We start from the raw sequence: 17,053 nt of genomic DNA on the forward strand, positions 1-17,053 counted from the left end.
TAAAGATGAGTAAAAAAGAAGTGATAATATACACGGATGGGGCGTGTTCTGGTAATCCTGGAGCGGGAGGATGGGCAGCTATCATATTATTTCAAGATTATAGAAAAGACATTTATGGTAGAGAAGAAAATACCACAAACAATAAAATGGAGTTAACAGCGGTGATCAATGGGCTGAAAGTATTGAAATTTTCTTGTAATATTAATCTATATACGGATAGTCTTTATGTTAAGCATGGCATAACAGAATGGATAAATAAGTGGAAAATGAATGGCTGGAAAACAAGTAATAAAAAATCAGTAAAAAATATGGAATTGTGGAAAGAGCTAGACAACGTTGCTTCACAACACGAAATTGATTGGAAGTGGGTTAAAGCACACAGTGGCGATAAGTATAATGAGGAGGCTGATAGTTTAGCAAGAAAAGCAATAATCAATGCTTAAAAAAATTACTATATCACTTTCCATAGTTCTATTGTTTGTATTCTGCTTATTTGTCTTTTTTAAGGGTGAGAGTCCTTTAGAAATCAATATTAATTATATTAATTTTTATGTTAAACATAAAATATCAAAAATATTTGTTGGCTCAAGCGTTAATATGGAGAATACCTCAGTTGTTTGGCAGAAAGATGCGTATTTAGTCATTACAGATTTAGCAATAGCAAATCCTAATTTTACTATAAAAGTTCCTGAGCTTTTTGTACATTTTAAGTTAAGTTCCTTATTTAAAGCTAGCACAAATCTCTCTCAGGTTTCAGCTGATAATGTGCATGTATATATCAAGAGAGAAGAAACTAATGTTAATCCGCAAAACTCATTAGACCTTTTGGATAATCATTATTTAAGTAATAACCGCCTTCCTTCGGTGTCATTCCAGCGCGTGACGCTGGAATCTAGAAAAAAAGAAACCTGGATCCCAGTGTCAAGCACTGGGATGACAGGAAAAAAAGATACTGGGATGACAGGGAAGAATTTCAAGATGACAGAAAGCAGTGCAAAAAATCTATTAAAAACAATAAGGGAATTTTTTTTTGACTTAAATGCGGATTCAAAAATTGAATTTACTAACATCGCTATTGATAAAAGCACAGAAGATGAATTTTTTATTGATAAATTATATATAGGGAAGGGGGAAGATTTTAATGTTTTAGATATTCATGTGAATACAAAAGATGGAAAGGGATTTTTGGATGATTTATCAATTACGATAAAAAATCGCAACAATTTGCTAAATGTGTACGGGACATTTTATGATCTAAAATTGGGACTATTGAGCGAGTTTTCTACATTAGTTAAAAGCTACAATTTGGACAAAAATATAGGATTCAAAGGAAGCTTCTCAGTGAAAATTAATAAAAAGGATGAAATTGTAGATGGAAATATATACGTATTGAATACAGAAAATTATTTGGACAAAAATTTGGCCTTAACTAATGTAAATATAAATTTAACATATAGTGATGGAATTATTAGTGTAAAAAACTTCCATTTTAAGTTAAATGGTATGTATCTTTCTTTAATAGGCAAAATGAACTTTAGTACAAGCCATGCTTTGCTTAGAATTAATATTAGTAAGTTTGCTGCAAAGGATTTATGTACTTATGTACCAGATAGTGTAGTAAATAGTAAATTTAAAAGCTGGTATTGTGATAATATTGATGGGGATGTTTTAAATACCATTGTAAGTTTCAATGGCAAAATTAAAAATTTGGTTGATGACGATCTGTCAGACATTGTAGTTGTTGCTGATATAGAAAACGGTAGCGTAAAATTTGATGAAGATTTTGAGCAAGCAAGGGAATTAAACGGTGACTTAACCTTCAAGAATAACAATCTCAAAATTACTGCAAATAGCGCTAAGTTTCAGAATTTCACTATTAATGGCGGTGATATTGAAATGAAATCTCTCAATAAGGAAAATTCAGTTCTAACCATTAATGGCCAAGCTGTAAGTGATGCTTATGGTTTATATGAGCCTATAAAATTTAAGCTGGATGATGTGGTGAAGGTTGAAAGGGATAAAGTAAGTGGAATGGCAAAATCTGTATTTAATTTTCGCATTTTTAATCTAAATGCTGATGACAAAAAAGTAGACTTCTCAGCAAATTTTCATTCTGAAATTGACAATTTGGCCGTCTATAATGCAAGTCTTGGTAAATATGACATTAAGCTTAGTTTTGGCAGTGACTTTATAGATTTAAATGGTAGTGGTATGGTGAATAACACACAGCTATTATTTGACCTGAAAAGTAGCAATAGGAATGAAAGTTTCGCCTGGAATTTGACCGGAGATTTACCCGCTCAAATACTTAATTTTGATGAAAATATAGGTGGCTATGTCAATACAAATATAGAATCGGTGATAAATCAAGATAAGACGGGGCATGTTAATGGTAATATGGATTTATCAGAGCTTGAATCACGTTCAAGTTATTTTGGGTGGAAAAATCGTTTTGAAGATCACAATAAAATTTTGTTTTCTACAAGGTTAAAAGGAGCAGGTGAATTGTTAATAGACAAATTAGATGTTGTAGGAAATGACCTAGATATAAAATTCAGCGGAAGAGTAGAAAATGGAAATTTATATTTAAATTCTAGTAGCTTTAAATTGCCTGATAATGATTTTAGTATAGAAATTGAATCAGGTAAGGAAAAAAATGCCATAACTATTTATGGTAAGGAAATTAACTTAAGTGATATTTTAGGCTTGCTTGGCAAAAACAGTAATGGATTAAACAAAGATATAGAGATTAGTATGAATGTTGACAATGTAATTATGAAAGAAGGCATCGTTATCAAAAATGCTAAGCTGAATGTAACCTGTACTAAAGGTAATTGCAATGGAAGTCAATTTACAGGACAGTTTCTAGAAGATAGCAGCAACATACTAGCGGAATACAGTGGAATAGGGCTCGAAATATATGCGGATAATGCAGGTATACTTTCGCGTTCCTTAGGCATTAGTAAATCAATTAAAAACGGCAAATTGTCTTTTTATCTCTCTCCTCAGAGAGAAAGTGGAGAACATTATGGTACGTTATCCATTAGCAATTTCTACATCAAAGATGCTCCACTACTTACTACTTTATTGTCGATGTCTTCATTGCCTGGTATCGTAAATGCCATAAAGAACGAAGGTGTATACTTTTATAAATGTAATGCACCTTTCTCATACAAAGACGGCTCTGTCGAAATTGAAGAATCTTGGCTTGAAGGAGCGGAATTAGGCATTAGCACTGGTGGTAAGCTCGATATTAAAGATTATAAATTCCAGGTTGAAGGGCAGGTAATACCGGCATATTCAATTAATAAATCTTTGTTAAAAATTCCTATAATTGGGAAACTTCTTACTGGCGGGAAAAGTAGGGGAATCGTTTCAATAGACTATAAAGCAAGTGGTGATGACAAAAACAATAACGTATCTGTTGATCTTATCTCTTCGCTAACTCCAAACCTATTAAAGAGGTTATTGGGAGTGTTTGACCGCATTATGACAAAAACTAACAAAAGTGGCTTAAAAGGTGGCGTGAAAAAGAAATTTGGTTCGATATGACCAAAAGAGAAGTTGTTTAACAAAATTGTGGACAAAAATGCAAGAATTTCAGAATGATCTGCCTAATTTTTTATCTAGTTGTTTAAGTACCCTTTATCGCCTCCCCATATCTGCAAAGTCAACTAGAAGGGTAGGGGATAAAAGTTCGTTATTTTACTATATTAGGTCATCATGTTGGTGATAATCATGATTACATAGTGAGTAATTGCCTACGTAGTTTTCTTCAGCATCGTGATTAACATCAGGTTTAAGCAAAGAAAGATTGTCATCGGATTGTTCTTCTGATAAGTTAAGCGAAGAAAGGTTGTTATCAGATTGTTCTTCCTCTTTAGACCCAAATAACCATGAAAAGAGTGATGAGATAGAACCAATAATGAATTTAATTGTTGAAAAAATATTGGATAAGAAATTACTGGGTTGCTGAGTATCCTCTTCGACTGATTCTGGTTCAGGTTCTTTTCCTACTGTGTCATCCACATCTTGTTCAGGCTTACTTCTGCTTATGAGTGTCTTATCTAACCATTTTGATATATTCTTGTCTGGATTACGAAAAAGCATTAGACTTATCTCCTTATTTTCATCAAAGTAAATCGATAAAGCTGTGTTCTCATTCCCCAATCCATCACATTCACTAACGAGCGATTCATGAGAGTTCTTAATGTCTTTGATAAGTTGAAATTTTTCATCTTCTGAAAAGTCCTTGCATCTTACGTTATAAGTGGTGCCTTTGTATTTAAAACTAAATATCCATCCACGGTCTTCATATTCATCTAGTCCAGAATTCTTGACACGTTGTATAATTTGAAATTTCTCTGCTTCTGAAAGATCCTTGAGGTATATACTACTAGTTGTATCTTTATATTTAAATTTAAACATCGATCCACGATCTTCATATTCATCTAGTCCAGAATTCTTGACACGTTGTATAATTTGAAATTTCTCTGCTTCTGAAAGGTCCTTGCGGTATATACTACCAGTTGTACCTTTGTATTTAAATTTAAACATCCATCCACGGTCTTCATATTCATCCAGTCCAGAATTCTTGACACGTTGTATAATTTGAAATTTTTCATCTTCTGAAAGGTCCTCGCGGTATATACTACCAGTTATACCTTTGTATTTAAATATAAACTCCGATCCACGGTTTTTATATTCATCTACACCCATCTGCTTGCAAATAGCTTTATAATTTTTTTCCTCCACTTCTCGTCCAACAACATTTGCTATGAGTTCAGTATCCAGATTATACAAAGCTTTGACTGTTGCCGATGGTGAAAAACACAATTGAAATATGTGGCCTAGCTCATGACCTAGAACAAAATCCATGGCACTTTGCTTATATGTCAGAATATTCTGACTATCTGTTACTCCTCGTATAATATATCCTGGACTACCATCTTCATCTATGCCGAGAAGATCATTATACTTTGTATAATCGCTTCTATTATTAAAAATGTAAACCGTTATATCGTAACTTGCATTACTATTTTTCAAGCAAAACTTTTCTTTAAATGCTTCATAGGCAGTTTTAATGTCTGTTTCTATTTGGTTTTGTTCCTGCTCAGATAAGTTGTCGTATTTTATAGTACAATTTATATACCCGTATTTAACGGTAAAGCTGTTAGACAAAACATCATGTATATTTGTGGAAAAATAATTGAACTGCTTTGACTCAGCTTCCTTATACAATTGATGCCCATATTTATCACTAGAATACTTTGGCAGTTTAGGTACTTTGGCAATTAAGTTTTTGTTACTATCAAAAAAAGAAATGTCTGTATTACCAATTTTGCAATTTTGTATAGATTGTCCACAAGTGCCATCATTTGCACAATCATGATGATTTGGGTTAGTCTTCTTATAAAACCATGCGTTAGTGTATTTTCCCATTTTGATACCTCACTACCAAACCTTACTATATTATTATCTTGGTAAAAATCATAATAATTCGTTAACTTGTATTTTAAATTTATATATCAAGTGTACTTTTCTCATAAAGTGCCAATTGTGAAGCTAATGAACTTTATTTGTTTAAAATTTTGCTGAAATAGCTCTTTTTATACTATATTTTATATAGCTAAACTGACTTAGATTTACCGACAATTTGAAAAACGACAAATTTGTCATTCCGCTACTTGTTAGCGCTGCGGCGGTATGACGTAGGAAAACCTTTCTTGGGTTAGCTATAGAGAGAAAAATAGCAAAGTTATACCAATTCTCATTATTAGTGAATCAAATAAGAGGGATTGCAGAGTTTTTTAATTATGGAGTGAGAAAGAGAGGCAATGGTATGGCTTTTTTTCCATTCTTGTCTATCCGTTTGTTGTGCAGTGGGAATTGGTATTAGCTGAACGGACACTATTGTTATACTATATCTTATATACAATTGTACAATATGGATGATGGCAGTAAATTTACTAGTGAAATTCAGTGACTTATAGTTAATAATTAAAGTTCTTAATTAGAAGTTTAACTTTAAATGGACTACTCAACCGTGACAGACTTAGCTAAATTTCTCGGACAATCCACGTCTAACCCTTTTTTTGCTGCAGTAAAGTAAGCAAGGAATTGCATAGCAACACTGTAGATGATTGGAGAGATAAAATTATCAGCGTCTGGAAGTTGCACCACATCTATGCAAACTTCCCTTAGGAATGGCGCTCCTTGCTTATCACTGAAGGCAATTACTTTGCCTTTTCTTGCAATAATCTCTTGTATATTAGATAGCGTTTTAAAGAATAAACTATCATAAGGGATAATTGCTATAACAAGCACAGTAGAGTCTATTAAAGCAATAGAACCGTGCTTCATTTCTCCCGCTGCAATACCAATTGTATTGATGTATGAAAGCTCTTTTATCTTCAATGCACCTTCCATTGCAACTCCGTATGAACTTCCTCTGCCAATTAAAATAACGTTATTGTGCTCTAATATACTACCTGATATATGTTGTATTTTCATCACATTTAAAACATGCTCAATATACTTGGGGATAGAGTTGATAGCACTACTTAGCTGCTTTATTCTCTCTCCACCCAGTATACCTTTTATTTTTCCAAGCTCCACGGCAAAGCATGCTAAAGTTGCAAGTTGCGCAGAGAAGGTTTTTGTTGAAGCAACACCAATTTCTGGCCCAGCAAGAGTATGTAACATAATATCTGAGATCTTTTCGATGCTGCTGCTAAATGTGTTAGTTATACTAATGATTGTTTGCTTCTGTGATTTCGCATAACGCAGCGCTTCTATGGTATCTGCAGTTTCGCCAGATTGGGAGATGAATAACCCAATACTGCCTTCTTCCAGCTTGACGTTGCTATACCTAAATTCTGATGAGATTTCTAGATATACTCGAACTTGAGCAATACTTTCCAGCCAATACTTCGCTATTAGCCCAGCAAAATAAGATGATCCGCATCCAACTATAGTAATGTGATTCAGTTCAGAGAAGAGTTTTTTGTTGACCTCTTTATATTGCTTGTAAAATTGATTTATTGTTTTGTTTAATGCACGCGGTTGCTCAAAAATCTCTTTTAACATGAAGCTAGGGTAACCATTTTTGCTAATTAGAAAATCACTTGGACTACTATTTTCTATACTGCGTTTAACTTGTGTACCATTGTTGTATATACTAACTCCACTAGATTTTATCACTGCAATGTCATCATCTTCTAAATGCGATATTCTTTCCACAAATGCACTTAAAGCATTAGAGTCAGATGCAGCAAACACTGTGTTACAGTTATAGCCTATTGCTAAAGGCAAATTTCTCTTCGCAACAAATAAGGCGTCTGGATATTCTGCAAATAATAAGACCAAGGCAAATGAGCCATGTAAGTTGTTTAAACACTTAAATAGAGAATCAACTGGCGACAATCCTTCATCAAGATATAAGGTTAGCATATTTGGTATGATCTCTGTGTCAGTGTCAGTATGGAATGACATTCCCCTTTCTTCTAGACCCTTTTTTAACAGATTGTAATTCTCAATTATGCCATTATGAGCAACAACAACATTATTTGTACGAATGGGATGAGCATTTTTAAGGCCTGGGACTCCATGTGTAGCCCAGCGAGTATGTGCTATACCAACTGTACTGTGAGACATCTTGCTGTCATCAACAACTTCACATAACCTTTCGACTTTACCTTCTGATTTTTTGACTTCTATCTTACCTTCGTTATTTATGATTGCTATACCTGAGGAATCATATCCCCTATATTCCAATTTTTGCAACCCAGTTAGTAAAGTTGGTATTACTGAATCACCGCTACTTACTACACCAAATATTCCGCACACAAATGGATCACCAAATGAACTTTCTTTTAAAGTTATGCAGCATTTTTGCCTTTATCATCTTTTCCCTTTTTACTTTCCTCTGGTGGTTGATTTTTATTCTTTTTATCACTCTTTTCGATTTTGCCTTTTTCAATTGGTTTAGCTGCTACTTTCTGAGCTTCTTTGTTTAAAACTTCAGATATAGCGGACTTTAGGACTTTTATCTCAACTTTTGGTGCTATTTCTATTATAAATTGTGCATTTGCTCCATCAACTTTGTTAACTTCACCTATTATCCCGCCAGAAGTAACGACTGTATCACCACGCTTTATTTGATCTATAATTTTTCTATGTTCTTTTAGTTTTTTTTGTTGTGGGCGAATTATAAGAAAATAAATTACTGCAGATATTAAAATCAATGGAATAAAACTAGTAAAAGATGCGCCGATACTTGATGCATTGTTAGTTGCATCTGCTGCAAAAACTTCAGAAATGAACATATTTAATCCTAATTGTTAATGATAAAAATAAACCTATTTAAGTATTAATTACAATACCATACCATGTCAAGTTTGGTGAAAGCGTTTCTAAATACCGGTTGCGGATTTTAGGTCATGCTAAAACTAATATGGCGGGAGTGATGAGACTTGAACTCACGACCTCATGCGTGACAGGCATGCGCTCTAACCAACTGAGCTACACCCCCCTAATTTCTTTTTAGCGTTTTCGAGCTTCGACTTTAAAGCTAATAAACATGTTGCCCTTTGTCAATATTTTTTGTTTGCACTTTGCTGTCTTTTCTATTACTATGTAAATAATTTAATTTCACACATGGCTTGTACAAGTAGTCCCATTAGGGTTATGCCATGGAAGATAAACTATTTGGAGGAATGATATATGACAAATTTGCCTGAAGTCACTGTACGTGATTTAGCCGAATCTGGTGTACATTTTGGTCACAAAATTAGTCGCTGGAACGCAAAAATGGCTCCATACATATATGGAGTGCATCAAGAAAATCGTATACATATAATTGACTTGCGAAAAACATTACCATTGCTACAGGTGGCCATGAAGGCTTTATATGACGTTGCATCTCAAGGTGGTCGCATTCTATTTGTTGGTACAAAGTTTCAAGCTTTTGATATTATTGCAAGTGAAGCGATTCGTTGTGGTCAATATTATGTGAATCATCGATGGCTCGGTGGTATGCTTACTAATTGGGGCACTGTTTCTTCTTCGATAAAAACCTTGATGCAATATGAGAAAATATTAAATGATGAAGATAGCATTTTAACAAAGAAAGAATTGGGGAACATTGAAAAGAAAAAGCAAAAGCTTGATAAGGTGTTAGGCGGTATTAGAGAAATGGGAGCAATTCCTGATATATTATTCATCATTGATACTAATAAAGAGCATATAGCGGTTAAGGAAGCTAAGAAGTTAGGAATTCCAATAGTTGCAATACTTGATACTAATTCTGATCCAGATGGTATTACTTATCTAATACCTGGAAATGATGACTCAAGAAAATCAATAGAGCTCTATTGTAAATTAGCTACCGACTCTATATTAGCTGGAATAGAGTCTAGTCTAGCAAGATCTGGAGTTAAGATTGATGATATAAGGGGTGATGAGTTTATTCAAGAAAAAGAAGATGGTATTGTGCAAACTAAAAGGAGACGTAGTAAAGTTTACAAAGAAGAAGAAAGGGAGGTAGTAACAAATGAAGATGAATCCAGATGATATAAGAGAATTACGTGATAGAACAGGGCTTGGCTTAAGTGACTGTAAAAAAGCATTAGAAGAATGTGATGGTGACATTAAGAAAGCCGTTAATAAGTTACGTACAATAGGGCTTGCTAAAGCTGACAAAAAATCTGATAGAGTAGCTTCAGATGGGCTCGTTGCTATGTGTTTGACTGAAAATTATGGTGCATTGGTTGAACTCAATTGCGAAACAGATTTTGTTGCAAGAAATGAGAAATTTATAGAGTTAGTTTCAAATTTAGCATCAATTGCTCATCAAGAACGCTGTACTAGCGTTGATGAGTTAAAAAATGCCAAGTATGAAAGCATTGGCACAGTGCAGGAAGCTATTATGAATGGTACATCAGTTCTTGGTGAGAAGCTAGAGTTAAGCAAGCTTTGTTACTTAGAAGCTAAGGATGGAGTTATTGCTGGCTACGTACATGGTGATGTGTGTGGCTTAGGTAAGATTGGTGCTTTAATTGCATTGCAATCATCTGGTGATAAGGCGAAGCTACAAGAGATTGGGAAACAAATAGCTATGCATGTAGTTGCTATGAAGCCTGAAGCTTTGTCTATAGATGATTTAGATCAAATGAAGTTGAAAAATGAACGTTCTATAATTGAAGAGCAAGTAAGGAGCTTAAATAAACCTGAAGAAGTAGCAAAAAAAATAGTAGATGGACGAATGGCTAAGTACTATGAAGAAGTTGTTTTGCTAGAACAAAAGTTCATAAAGGATGATAAAATGAAGGTTTCTGATTTTATAAAATCAAGCGAGTTGAGTGCTGTTAAACTCTCTAATTACAAGTTACTTGTTTTGGGTGGTGCAAACTAAATGGTAAAAAATGTTTCCCTCAACAAATGAAAAAAGCGAAATAAAATATTCCAGGGTGTTATTTAAAATCTCTGGTGAGGCTTTGATGGGATCAAAGCAATTTGGTCACGATATGGAGACTATAGGTGAGTTATCTAAAGGCATAGTTGAAGTTTGTAATCTTGGAGTTCAGGTATGTATTGTTGTTGGTGGTGGGAATATCTTTCGTGGCACATCTGCGTCTTTAAGTGGCTGTGAAAGAGCAAGCAGTGATTATATTGGAATGCTTGCAACTATAATCAATGCTTTGATTTTACAAAACTTTTTAGAAAAAAATTTAGTAGCTTCTAGGGTATTATCTGCAATACCCATGGCCACTGTATGCGAACCTTACATCAGAAGGAAAGCTATTCGTCATTTAGAAAAAGGTAGAGTGGTAATTTTTGCAGCAGGCACAGGCAATCCATTTTTTACTACAGATACAGCTGCAGCTTTACGTGCTGTTGAAATGAATTGTGATGTTATTCTAAAGGGTACGCAAGTAAATGGTGTATACTCCGCTGATCCGAAAAAAAATGAGGATGCTGTAATGTATGATAGGCTTTCTTACACGGATTTATTGACTCGTGATTTAAAAGTTATGGATGCATCAGCAATTTCACTTGCTCGTGAGAATTCTATTCCAATTATAGTTTTTTCTTTGAAGGGAGAAAAAATAGTCAATATTATTAAGGGTCAAGGTACTTATACTATAGTTTCAGATTGTAAACATTAGGTAATTTATGTTAAATGAAATAAAAGCTAAAACAAAAGAAAGAATGCTAAAAACTATTCAGTCCTTTCATGATGATATTAAAGGCGTACGCACTGGTAGAGCTAGCGCATCGTTGCTTGATGGTATAGTTGTAAATATCTATGGTGGACATCAAAAGTTAAATCAGGTTGCAGGCGTTTCGGTTATAGATAACAAAACCCTATCAATTAAAGTTTGGGATATTAATGTTGTAGGTGAAGTGAAAAATGCTATATTAAATGCCAACTTGAATTTAAATCCTGTTGTTGAGGGCAATACCATACGTATAGCTCTTCCGGACTTAACACAAGAAACCCGTGAAAAATTAGTGAAGCTATTACACCAATTTGCTGAAAATGCACGAATTGCAATTCGGAATATACGCAGGGATATAATAGAAGAATTAAAAAATATGGAAAAAAATAAAGAAATTTCGGAAGATGATTACCATAACCTTCACGATGAAGTACAAAAAATTACTAATGATAATATAAAAAAGATTGATGGTGAATTGTCCATCAAAGAAAAGGATATATTGCATCACTAAGGTAATATGAAAGAAGCCTTCAGTAGTGAAAAAGAAAAAATTACATGCAAGGGTGCCATGGAGGTAGTCGACACACAGCTGTATGAACGTTGCAATATTGCACAGTATTATACAGTAAATGATGTCATTCCAGTGCCCTCTTTTTTGTCATCCCAGTGCCTTTTTTCCCTGTCATCCCAGTGCGTGACACTGGGATCCAGCTTTTCATACAATCTCGTCAAAAACGTTTGTTTTAGCATAAGACAGCTATTTTTATGCTTATCAGCTCAGTGTGCTCACTTGCAATCAAATTTCTGGATTCCAGTGTCGGGGCACTGGAATGACACCCTCCTGGTAGCACAATGTTCGTATAGCTGTGTGTCAGTTACTTTTATGACATCGGGTGAACTTTAAATGTTGAATCAAGAATCTTTACCGAAACATTTAGCAATTATTATGGATGGTAATGGTAGATGGGCAAACAATCAAGGAAGAGTAAAAATTGATGGTTATAAAAAGGGCAGTGAAGTTGCATACGATATTGCCAAGTATTGTACGGACCTAACCATACCCTACTTAACTTTGTATGCATTCTCTATGGAGAATTGGCTTAGACCCAAAAACGAAACTGACTGTCTATTTGATTTATTTTACTCCGTTTTAACTAATGAAGATAAAGTCAATTTCATTTGCAACTGTAACATTAAGTTGAATTTTATTGGCAATTTAAGTCTGTTATCCAGTAAAATATTGGATCAAATTAAAAAAGCAGAAGAAATGACACATAAGAACGATGGTTTATTACTCACTGTGGCAGTCAGTTACGGAGCAAAGCAAGAAATTACACAAGCTATAAGCAATATTATAAAAGAAAATATTGCTTATGTATCAGAAGAGGAATTTGAAAAATTTCTGTATACTAAAGATCTGCCAAAATTGGATTTATTAATTCGCACTGGCGGCGAAAAAAGGTTAAGCAACTTTTTATTATGGCAAGCAGCTTATGCTGAATTGTATTTTTGTGATACTTTATGGCCTGATTTTTCTTGTCAAGATTTGAGTAAAGCATTAGAAGATTATACAAAAAGAGAGAAAAAATATGGTAGATAATAATTTTATAATTAGAATGTTGTCCTCAATAGTAATATTATTCATATTTTCCTTTGCTACATATTTCAGTGATTTATCGTTTTACCTATTGATTTTTTCAATAGCAGTTTTATCTTCTTTTGAATGGTATAATCTAACCCAAGGAAACAAAATTTTATACATTTTTGCATTATTATTGATTGCACTACCAAGCGCCTCATTAATATATTTATATAATCTACCACAGGGAAAATACGCATTAGTATGGTTCGTCTTAACCATTTGGGGAATTGACATTACTGCCTACCTATTTGGTAAGAATTTTGGTGGAGCTAAAATTTGCCCAATTCTTAGCCCTGGAAAAACTTGGACAGGACTTCTTGGTGCGATTTTAGCTGGAGTAGTGTGCACAATTTTTGGATCAATATTTTTTGGTCTATTTTCAATTTTTTATTCTCCAATCATTGGCCTTGCAATTGCTATTCTAGCGCAACTTGGCGATTTCACTGAGTCGCTTGTTAAAAGAGCTTACGGTGTTAAAGATAGTGGAAGTATGATACCTGGCCATGGGGGAGTGCTCGATCGTATGGATAGTTTCATTTTTACTGCCCCTCTTATTGCTATTTACATAGGCTAAGTCTGCAGAAGAAATAAAGTGCCATTAGAGGTCATCCCTAGTCAGCTCCCCAACCGCTTCTACAGTACAGTCATGGACAAACGTCTTTTCACAATAAGGGCAGGCTATTTCCTCTTCTTCTCCCATATCTAAATATATTAATGGATGGCCAGAACCCTCATCATTCTCATCACCATGACAACAAACTTTTCTTTTATTAACCCTCACTTTTGACATGCTACTCCTTTAGCTTATAACATTTTCTATATTAAATATACCCATTTATAAATAAAAAACAACACACGCTATTCTCCATTTTTTATCCTATTCAGGTTAATCAATTCGTTTTGAACGCCTTTTGATACAAATTTGCTAACATCTTCTCCTAATCTTGCTATTTCCTTTACAAAACTTGATGAGATAAATTGAGTATCTTCAGAAGCAGGAAGAAATATGGTTTCGATTTCAGGAAGAAGTTTATAATTTACCCAACTCATTTGAAACTCGTAATCAAAATCCGATACTGCTCTTAATCCTCTAATAATAACAGAAGCATTCTGCTCTTTGGCAAACTTCACTAGCAACCCATTAAAAGATATAACATCTGCATCAATTCCTAGTCCTTTAATTTCATTTTCAGCCATGCTTGTGCGTAGCTTTGTGTCAAAGGCAATATGCTTATTAACGTTCTCTGCAACTCCTATTATTAATTTATCGACTAGTTTACACGCCCTTTTGATTATGTCAAGATGCCCAAAAGTTATAGGGTCAAATGTGCCAGGGTAGATTCCTATTCTGTCATTAATGTTCATCCTTTATTTTTATATAAACTACTTTAAAAACTTTTGATAGACATAATAACATTTTTTATCTAAAAATAAAAGTATACAGTTGGCCTGATAGCTCAGTTGGTAGAGCAAAGGACTGAAAATCCTTGTGTCGCTGGTTCGATTCCTGCTCAGGCCACCTTCTCTTTCTTACCAAATTTACCTTTTTGTTGTAAAACGTTCTATAATATGTTATGATATTGATATAAGTGTTGAGAGGGTAAACTATATGTATAGATATTATAGCAGAATATTTAATATCTTATTAATTATAGTTCTATTATTAAGCAATATTACTTATGCTGGCGTTAGTGAAAAACCGGCATCTCAACATGTAACCAGAAAAGAAGAACCAGCGTCAACTGTCTTGACGGCAGAAAATACAGTAAATAATGACATAGTTGTTGGTTTGTTGAAAACGGAAGAAGCATATGAGCTTGGGCTATCTCAAAATATCTACGAGATGTTTAATAACTTTGGAGTTAAGACTGTACTGATTGATTATAATAAGATAATTAGCCTTAAAAAAATTCAGACAGAGTCACTTAATCTCGCAAAACAAGATGAAACATTGGCAAAGAAGCTGACATTAGACCGAATAAAAGTTGAGGTTGCACAATTTATTGAAGAGCACAAAATAAATAGAATATTTATTCCAGATAATTTACACTCAGAACCGTTTCCCCCCACCCCTTATCGCCAGCTTGTTACTGAAGCAATTGCAAAAATAGTGGATGATAATCCCTCAATTCATTTGCTTGGCATATGCGGCGGTTTACAAGGTATTATGAATGCAAAAGGAATTGAAGTAGTGAGTGATGAAGAGAAGCGAAGATCTCATTTAAAATCAGCACAGAAAGCTCTCCAGCAGATAAAGATCGTTCCAAACAGCCGTTTAGCGGAATTAGTAGCTAAATTCTTAATACCTAATGAAAATGGCTGGTTTTCAACATGTTTTCCAGATGCTCATTCAGGAGCAGTAAGTAATACACCAGAAAATAGAAGAAAATTGGAGTTACTTGGATATAAAGTTGCAGCATTTTCCAGTGATGGGGTAATAGAGGCTATTGAAGATAAGCATGGTAATGTTCACTTTCAAAGTCATCCAGAAGCCCTTGTTGTGAAGTCAGATAAAAACCTCTATTTATCAAATCACAAGGAACGTCAAGTGTCTACACTAGTTGCTATAGCGATTATAAATGATTTTCTTTATCGTGCTTAATGCTAAAATAGTGGTTTATATGTATCCGTTCAGCAGAGTGGCAAAATAAGGTAGACGAGAAAAGACAACTATAGGAACAAATGGGTGTCATGCCAGTGCGTGACACTGGCATCCAGTCTTTTCGCGCAGTTCCATCAAAAACGTTGTAAAGGCTTTCGTGTTTACCAACTTAGTGCCCAATCTGGATCCCAGTGTCAAGCACTGGGATGACAAGAAAGGGAGCACTGGAATTTTTGCTTCAATATTTGCACATTAGCCACTTCCCTGAACAGATACATTCGTCATCCCGCTACGTGTTAGCGGCTAAGAGATACCGCGGCGGTATGACGGTTCGTGGCGGTATGACTTGCATTAGCTATAAAATAGTGATTTATATAAATCCCATAGCATGCCGAATGAAGCTTTTTTTGAGAGAATTTGAATTTTCAACTGCAATCAAGCCAAGATTTCTTAGTGCTTTAGCGCAGAATATTCTGTTGGAAAACATCCTATTTAATCCATCAGTTGCAAGCGCCATTGTAAAATTATCAAAGTATCTATTACGTGAAATTTTCTTTAATAAATAACTACTGCCAACATCAATACCAGCCGCTTTTGCGGCAACTACGTGCTTTATAACACTTTCTACATCTCTAATTCCAAGATTAAGCCCTTGACCTGCAACAGGATGAATTGAATGTGCTGCATCGCCGATAAGCAAAACTCTACCCTTATATAACTTTTTTGCGAAAGCAAAACTTAAAGGATAAAGTTTTCTTTCACCCTCTAATTTTATTTCTCCTAAATAAGAACCAAATCTTTTTTTAAGCTCTATAATAAATTCTTCTTCAGACAGATCCATTAGCATTTTTGAAATTTCAGATTTTTCTGTCCAAACTATCGAAGAAGTATAGCCACCCTTCATCGGTAGAATTGCAAATGGACCGCCAGGAAAAAAACGCTCCACAGCTAAGTTTTGGTGATGCAGTTCATGCTTTACATTAAATACTATGCTACTTTGTTTATAATCAAATTTCACTGTCGGTATAGAAAATAACTCTGGTAATTTAGAGTTTTTGCCTTCAGCGCAGATAAGTAGCGATGATATTAATTCCTGGTTATTATCAAGAATAACTTCCACATATCCTGAATCACAAGCAATTGTTTTATAGGAATGTGGGGAGTATATATTTAGTTTATTCAGAAAATTATTGTTGATTGCATTCCATATAGTAGCATTGTTGATAACATAACCCATTGGTTCTTCACCAACCATTTTATGATCATAATGCACAGTAACCGCATCTAATATGCATATATCAAGTATTGGCTCAGCTTCACTCTCCACAAACTGCCAAATCCCTAACTTTTCCAATATTTTTTTCGAACCTTGAGAAATAGCAAATGCTCGGTTGTCATCTACTACACGTGGTAGACTATTTTTTTCAATTACAGCTACAGACACAGAGTCACAACTAAGGCCAATGGCAGTAATAAGACCAAGTAACCCACCACCTGAAATGATTACATCGTAATTCATTTTATTTATCTAAAATTATATTCTATCTATTTTAAAAATAGTTTAAACAAACTTTATATATAAATTAA

Annotated in this window: 17 protein-coding genes and 2 tRNA genes; 11 read left to right on the forward strand and 8 right to left on the reverse strand. The window is 34.2% G+C overall.

Annotated elements, in window-relative coordinates; translation table 11 throughout:
- The first annotated feature begins 5 nt into the window (after positions 1–5).
- Both rnhA and OPR43_RS03335 read left to right on the forward strand, forming a co-directional pair.
- Positions 6–443: a ribonuclease HI gene (gene rnhA, locus OPR43_RS03330; RefSeq protein ID WP_265035485.1), complete on the forward strand. Its 438-nt coding sequence runs from the start codon at positions 6–8 to the stop codon at positions 441–443.
- Positions 436–3,552 (forward strand): DUF3971 domain-containing protein, encoded by a 3,117-nt coding sequence (locus tag OPR43_RS03335; RefSeq protein WP_265035486.1) that lies wholly within the window; start codon positions 436–438, stop codon positions 3,550–3,552. Before rnhA ends, OPR43_RS03335 begins: the two co-directional genes overlap by 8 nt.
- Positions 3,553–3,708: 156 nt before the next feature.
- Here OPR43_RS03335 and OPR43_RS03340 read toward each other — a convergent pair whose 3' ends face one another.
- From OPR43_RS03340 to OPR43_RS03355, 4 genes are all read right to left on the reverse strand, one after another.
- Positions 3,709–5,442 carry a hypothetical protein gene (locus OPR43_RS03340; RefSeq protein ID WP_265035487.1) on the reverse strand — a complete coding sequence of 578 codons (1,734 nt, stop codon included), beginning with the start codon at positions 5,440–5,442 and terminating at the stop codon, positions 3,709–3,711.
- A 594-nt stretch (positions 5,443–6,036) separates the two neighbouring features.
- On the reverse strand, positions 6,037–7,848 hold the full coding sequence (gene glmS / locus OPR43_RS03345; protein ID WP_265035488.1) for a glutamine--fructose-6-phosphate transaminase (isomerizing): 1,812 nt from the start codon (positions 7,846–7,848) through the stop codon (positions 6,037–6,039).
- A 32-nt stretch (positions 7,849–7,880) separates the two neighbouring features.
- Positions 7,881–8,327 (reverse strand): preprotein translocase subunit YajC, encoded by a 447-nt coding sequence (gene yajC, locus OPR43_RS03350; RefSeq protein WP_265025635.1) that lies wholly within the window; start codon positions 8,325–8,327, stop codon positions 7,881–7,883.
- A 129-nt stretch (positions 8,328–8,456) separates the two neighbouring features.
- Positions 8,457–8,533, reverse strand: a tRNA-Asp gene (locus OPR43_RS03355).
- 191 nt (positions 8,534–8,724) lie between these two features.
- Here OPR43_RS03355 and rpsB point away from each other — a divergent pair.
- The 7 genes from rpsB to OPR43_RS03390 are packed head-to-tail and all read left to right on the forward strand — an operon-like array spanning position 8,725 to position 13,438.
- Positions 8,725–9,573 (forward strand): 30S ribosomal protein S2, encoded by an 849-nt coding sequence (gene rpsB, locus OPR43_RS03360; protein ID WP_265035489.1) that lies wholly within the window; start codon positions 8,725–8,727, stop codon positions 9,571–9,573.
- Entirely contained in the window at positions 9,554–10,414 is an 861-nt protein-coding gene (gene tsf / locus OPR43_RS03365; RefSeq protein WP_265035490.1) for a translation elongation factor Ts, read from the forward strand. Before rpsB ends, tsf begins: the two co-directional genes overlap by 20 nt.
- A 10-nt stretch (positions 10,415–10,424) precedes the next feature.
- Positions 10,425–11,168 carry a UMP kinase gene (pyrH, locus tag OPR43_RS03370; RefSeq protein ID WP_265025632.1) on the forward strand — a complete coding sequence of 248 codons (744 nt, stop codon included), beginning with the start codon at positions 10,425–10,427 and terminating at the stop codon, positions 11,166–11,168.
- A gap of 7 nt (positions 11,169–11,175) precedes the next feature.
- Positions 11,176–11,733, forward strand: a complete 558-nt coding sequence (gene frr / locus OPR43_RS03375) for a ribosome recycling factor (RefSeq protein WP_265025631.1) — start codon at positions 11,176–11,178, stop codon at positions 11,731–11,733.
- Between the two features lie 6 nt (positions 11,734–11,739).
- A complete protein-coding gene (locus OPR43_RS03380) occupies positions 11,740–12,126 on the forward strand; it encodes a hypothetical protein (protein ID WP_265035492.1) in 387 nt (128 codons plus the stop codon).
- A complete protein-coding gene (gene uppS / locus OPR43_RS03385) occupies positions 12,127–12,822 on the forward strand; it encodes a polyprenyl diphosphate synthase (protein ID WP_174515980.1) in 696 nt (231 codons plus the stop codon). It abuts the gene before it with no gap.
- Positions 12,812–13,438 (forward strand): phosphatidate cytidylyltransferase, encoded by a 627-nt coding sequence (locus OPR43_RS03390; protein WP_265025628.1) that lies wholly within the window; start codon positions 12,812–12,814, stop codon positions 13,436–13,438. Before uppS ends, OPR43_RS03390 begins: the two co-directional genes overlap by 11 nt.
- A 24-nt stretch (positions 13,439–13,462) precedes the next feature.
- Here the strand turns inward: OPR43_RS03390 and OPR43_RS03395 are convergent, their stop codons facing one another.
- Both OPR43_RS03395 and coaD read right to left on the reverse strand, forming a co-directional pair.
- The gene (locus tag OPR43_RS03395; protein ID WP_065094665.1) at positions 13,463–13,654 is read right to left on the reverse strand and encodes a zinc-finger domain-containing protein; all 192 of its coding nucleotides are present in this window, start codon (positions 13,652–13,654) and stop codon (positions 13,463–13,465) included.
- Between the two features lie 68 nt (positions 13,655–13,722).
- The gene (coaD, locus tag OPR43_RS03400; RefSeq protein ID WP_265035493.1) at positions 13,723–14,229 is read right to left on the reverse strand and encodes a pantetheine-phosphate adenylyltransferase; all 507 of its coding nucleotides are present in this window, start codon (positions 14,227–14,229) and stop codon (positions 13,723–13,725) included.
- 81 nt (positions 14,230–14,310) lie between these two features.
- Between coaD and OPR43_RS03405 the strand changes: the two genes are divergently transcribed.
- Together OPR43_RS03405 and OPR43_RS03410 are read left to right on the forward strand one after the other, a co-directional pair.
- Positions 14,311–14,383 (forward strand) — tRNA-Phe (locus tag OPR43_RS03405).
- A gap of 228 nt (positions 14,384–14,611) precedes the next feature.
- A complete protein-coding gene (locus OPR43_RS03410; protein ID WP_406832888.1) occupies positions 14,612–15,466 on the forward strand; it encodes a glutamine amidotransferase-related protein in 855 nt (284 codons plus the stop codon).
- 87 nt (positions 15,467–15,553) lie between these two features.
- Here the strand turns inward: OPR43_RS03410 and OPR43_RS03415 are convergent, their stop codons facing one another.
- Both OPR43_RS03415 and ubiH read right to left on the reverse strand, forming a co-directional pair.
- Positions 15,554–15,691: a hypothetical protein gene (locus tag OPR43_RS03415; RefSeq protein ID WP_265035494.1), complete on the reverse strand. Its 138-nt coding sequence runs from the start codon at positions 15,689–15,691 to the stop codon at positions 15,554–15,556.
- A gap of 145 nt (positions 15,692–15,836) precedes the next feature.
- A complete protein-coding gene (gene ubiH, locus OPR43_RS03420; protein ID WP_265035496.1) occupies positions 15,837–16,985 on the reverse strand; it encodes a 2-octaprenyl-6-methoxyphenyl hydroxylase in 1,149 nt (382 codons plus the stop codon).
- Positions 16,986–17,053: the final 68 nt, after the last annotated feature.

Source organism: Wolbachia endosymbiont (group A) of Apoderus coryli (genome assembly GCF_947251615.1).
Classification (GTDB): domain Bacteria; phylum Pseudomonadota; class Alphaproteobacteria; order Rickettsiales; family Anaplasmataceae; genus Wolbachia.

Bases quoted from the DNA above. Each gene is read 5' to 3' on its own strand.
- rnhA (WP_265035485.1), top strand. From the start codon at position 6: ATGAGTAAAAAAGAAGTGATAATATACACGGATGGGGCGTGTTCTGGT.
- OPR43_RS03335 (WP_265035486.1), top strand. From the start codon at position 436: ATGCTTAAAAAAATTACTATATCACTTTCCATAGTTCTATTGTTTGTA.
- OPR43_RS03340 (WP_265035487.1), bottom strand. From the start codon at position 5,442: ATGGGAAAATACACTAACGCATGGTTTTATAAGAAGACTAACCCAAAT.
- yajC (WP_265025635.1), bottom strand. From the start codon at position 8,327: ATGTTCATTTCTGAAGTTTTTGCAGCAGATGCAACTAACAATGCATCA.
- rpsB (WP_265035489.1), top strand. From the start codon at position 8,725: ATGACAAATTTGCCTGAAGTCACTGTACGTGATTTAGCCGAATCTGGT.
- tsf (WP_265035490.1), top strand. From the start codon at position 9,554: ATGAAGATGAATCCAGATGATATAAGAGAATTACGTGATAGAACAGGG.
- pyrH (WP_265025632.1), top strand. From the start codon at position 10,425: ATGTTTCCCTCAACAAATGAAAAAAGCGAAATAAAATATTCCAGGGTG.
- frr (WP_265025631.1), top strand. From the start codon at position 11,176: ATGTTAAATGAAATAAAAGCTAAAACAAAAGAAAGAATGCTAAAAACT.
- OPR43_RS03380 (WP_265035492.1), top strand. From the start codon at position 11,740: ATGAAAGAAGCCTTCAGTAGTGAAAAAGAAAAAATTACATGCAAGGGT.
- uppS (WP_174515980.1), top strand. From the start codon at position 12,127: ATGTTGAATCAAGAATCTTTACCGAAACATTTAGCAATTATTATGGAT.
- OPR43_RS03390 (WP_265025628.1), top strand. From the start codon at position 12,812: ATGGTAGATAATAATTTTATAATTAGAATGTTGTCCTCAATAGTAATA.
- OPR43_RS03395 (WP_065094665.1), bottom strand. From the start codon at position 13,654: ATGTCAAAAGTGAGGGTTAATAAAAGAAAAGTTTGTTGTCATGGTGAT.
- coaD (WP_265035493.1), bottom strand. From the start codon at position 14,229: ATGAACATTAATGACAGAATAGGAATCTACCCTGGCACATTTGACCCT.
- ubiH (WP_265035496.1), bottom strand. From the start codon at position 16,985: ATGAATTACGATGTAATCATTTCAGGTGGTGGGTTACTTGGTCTTATT.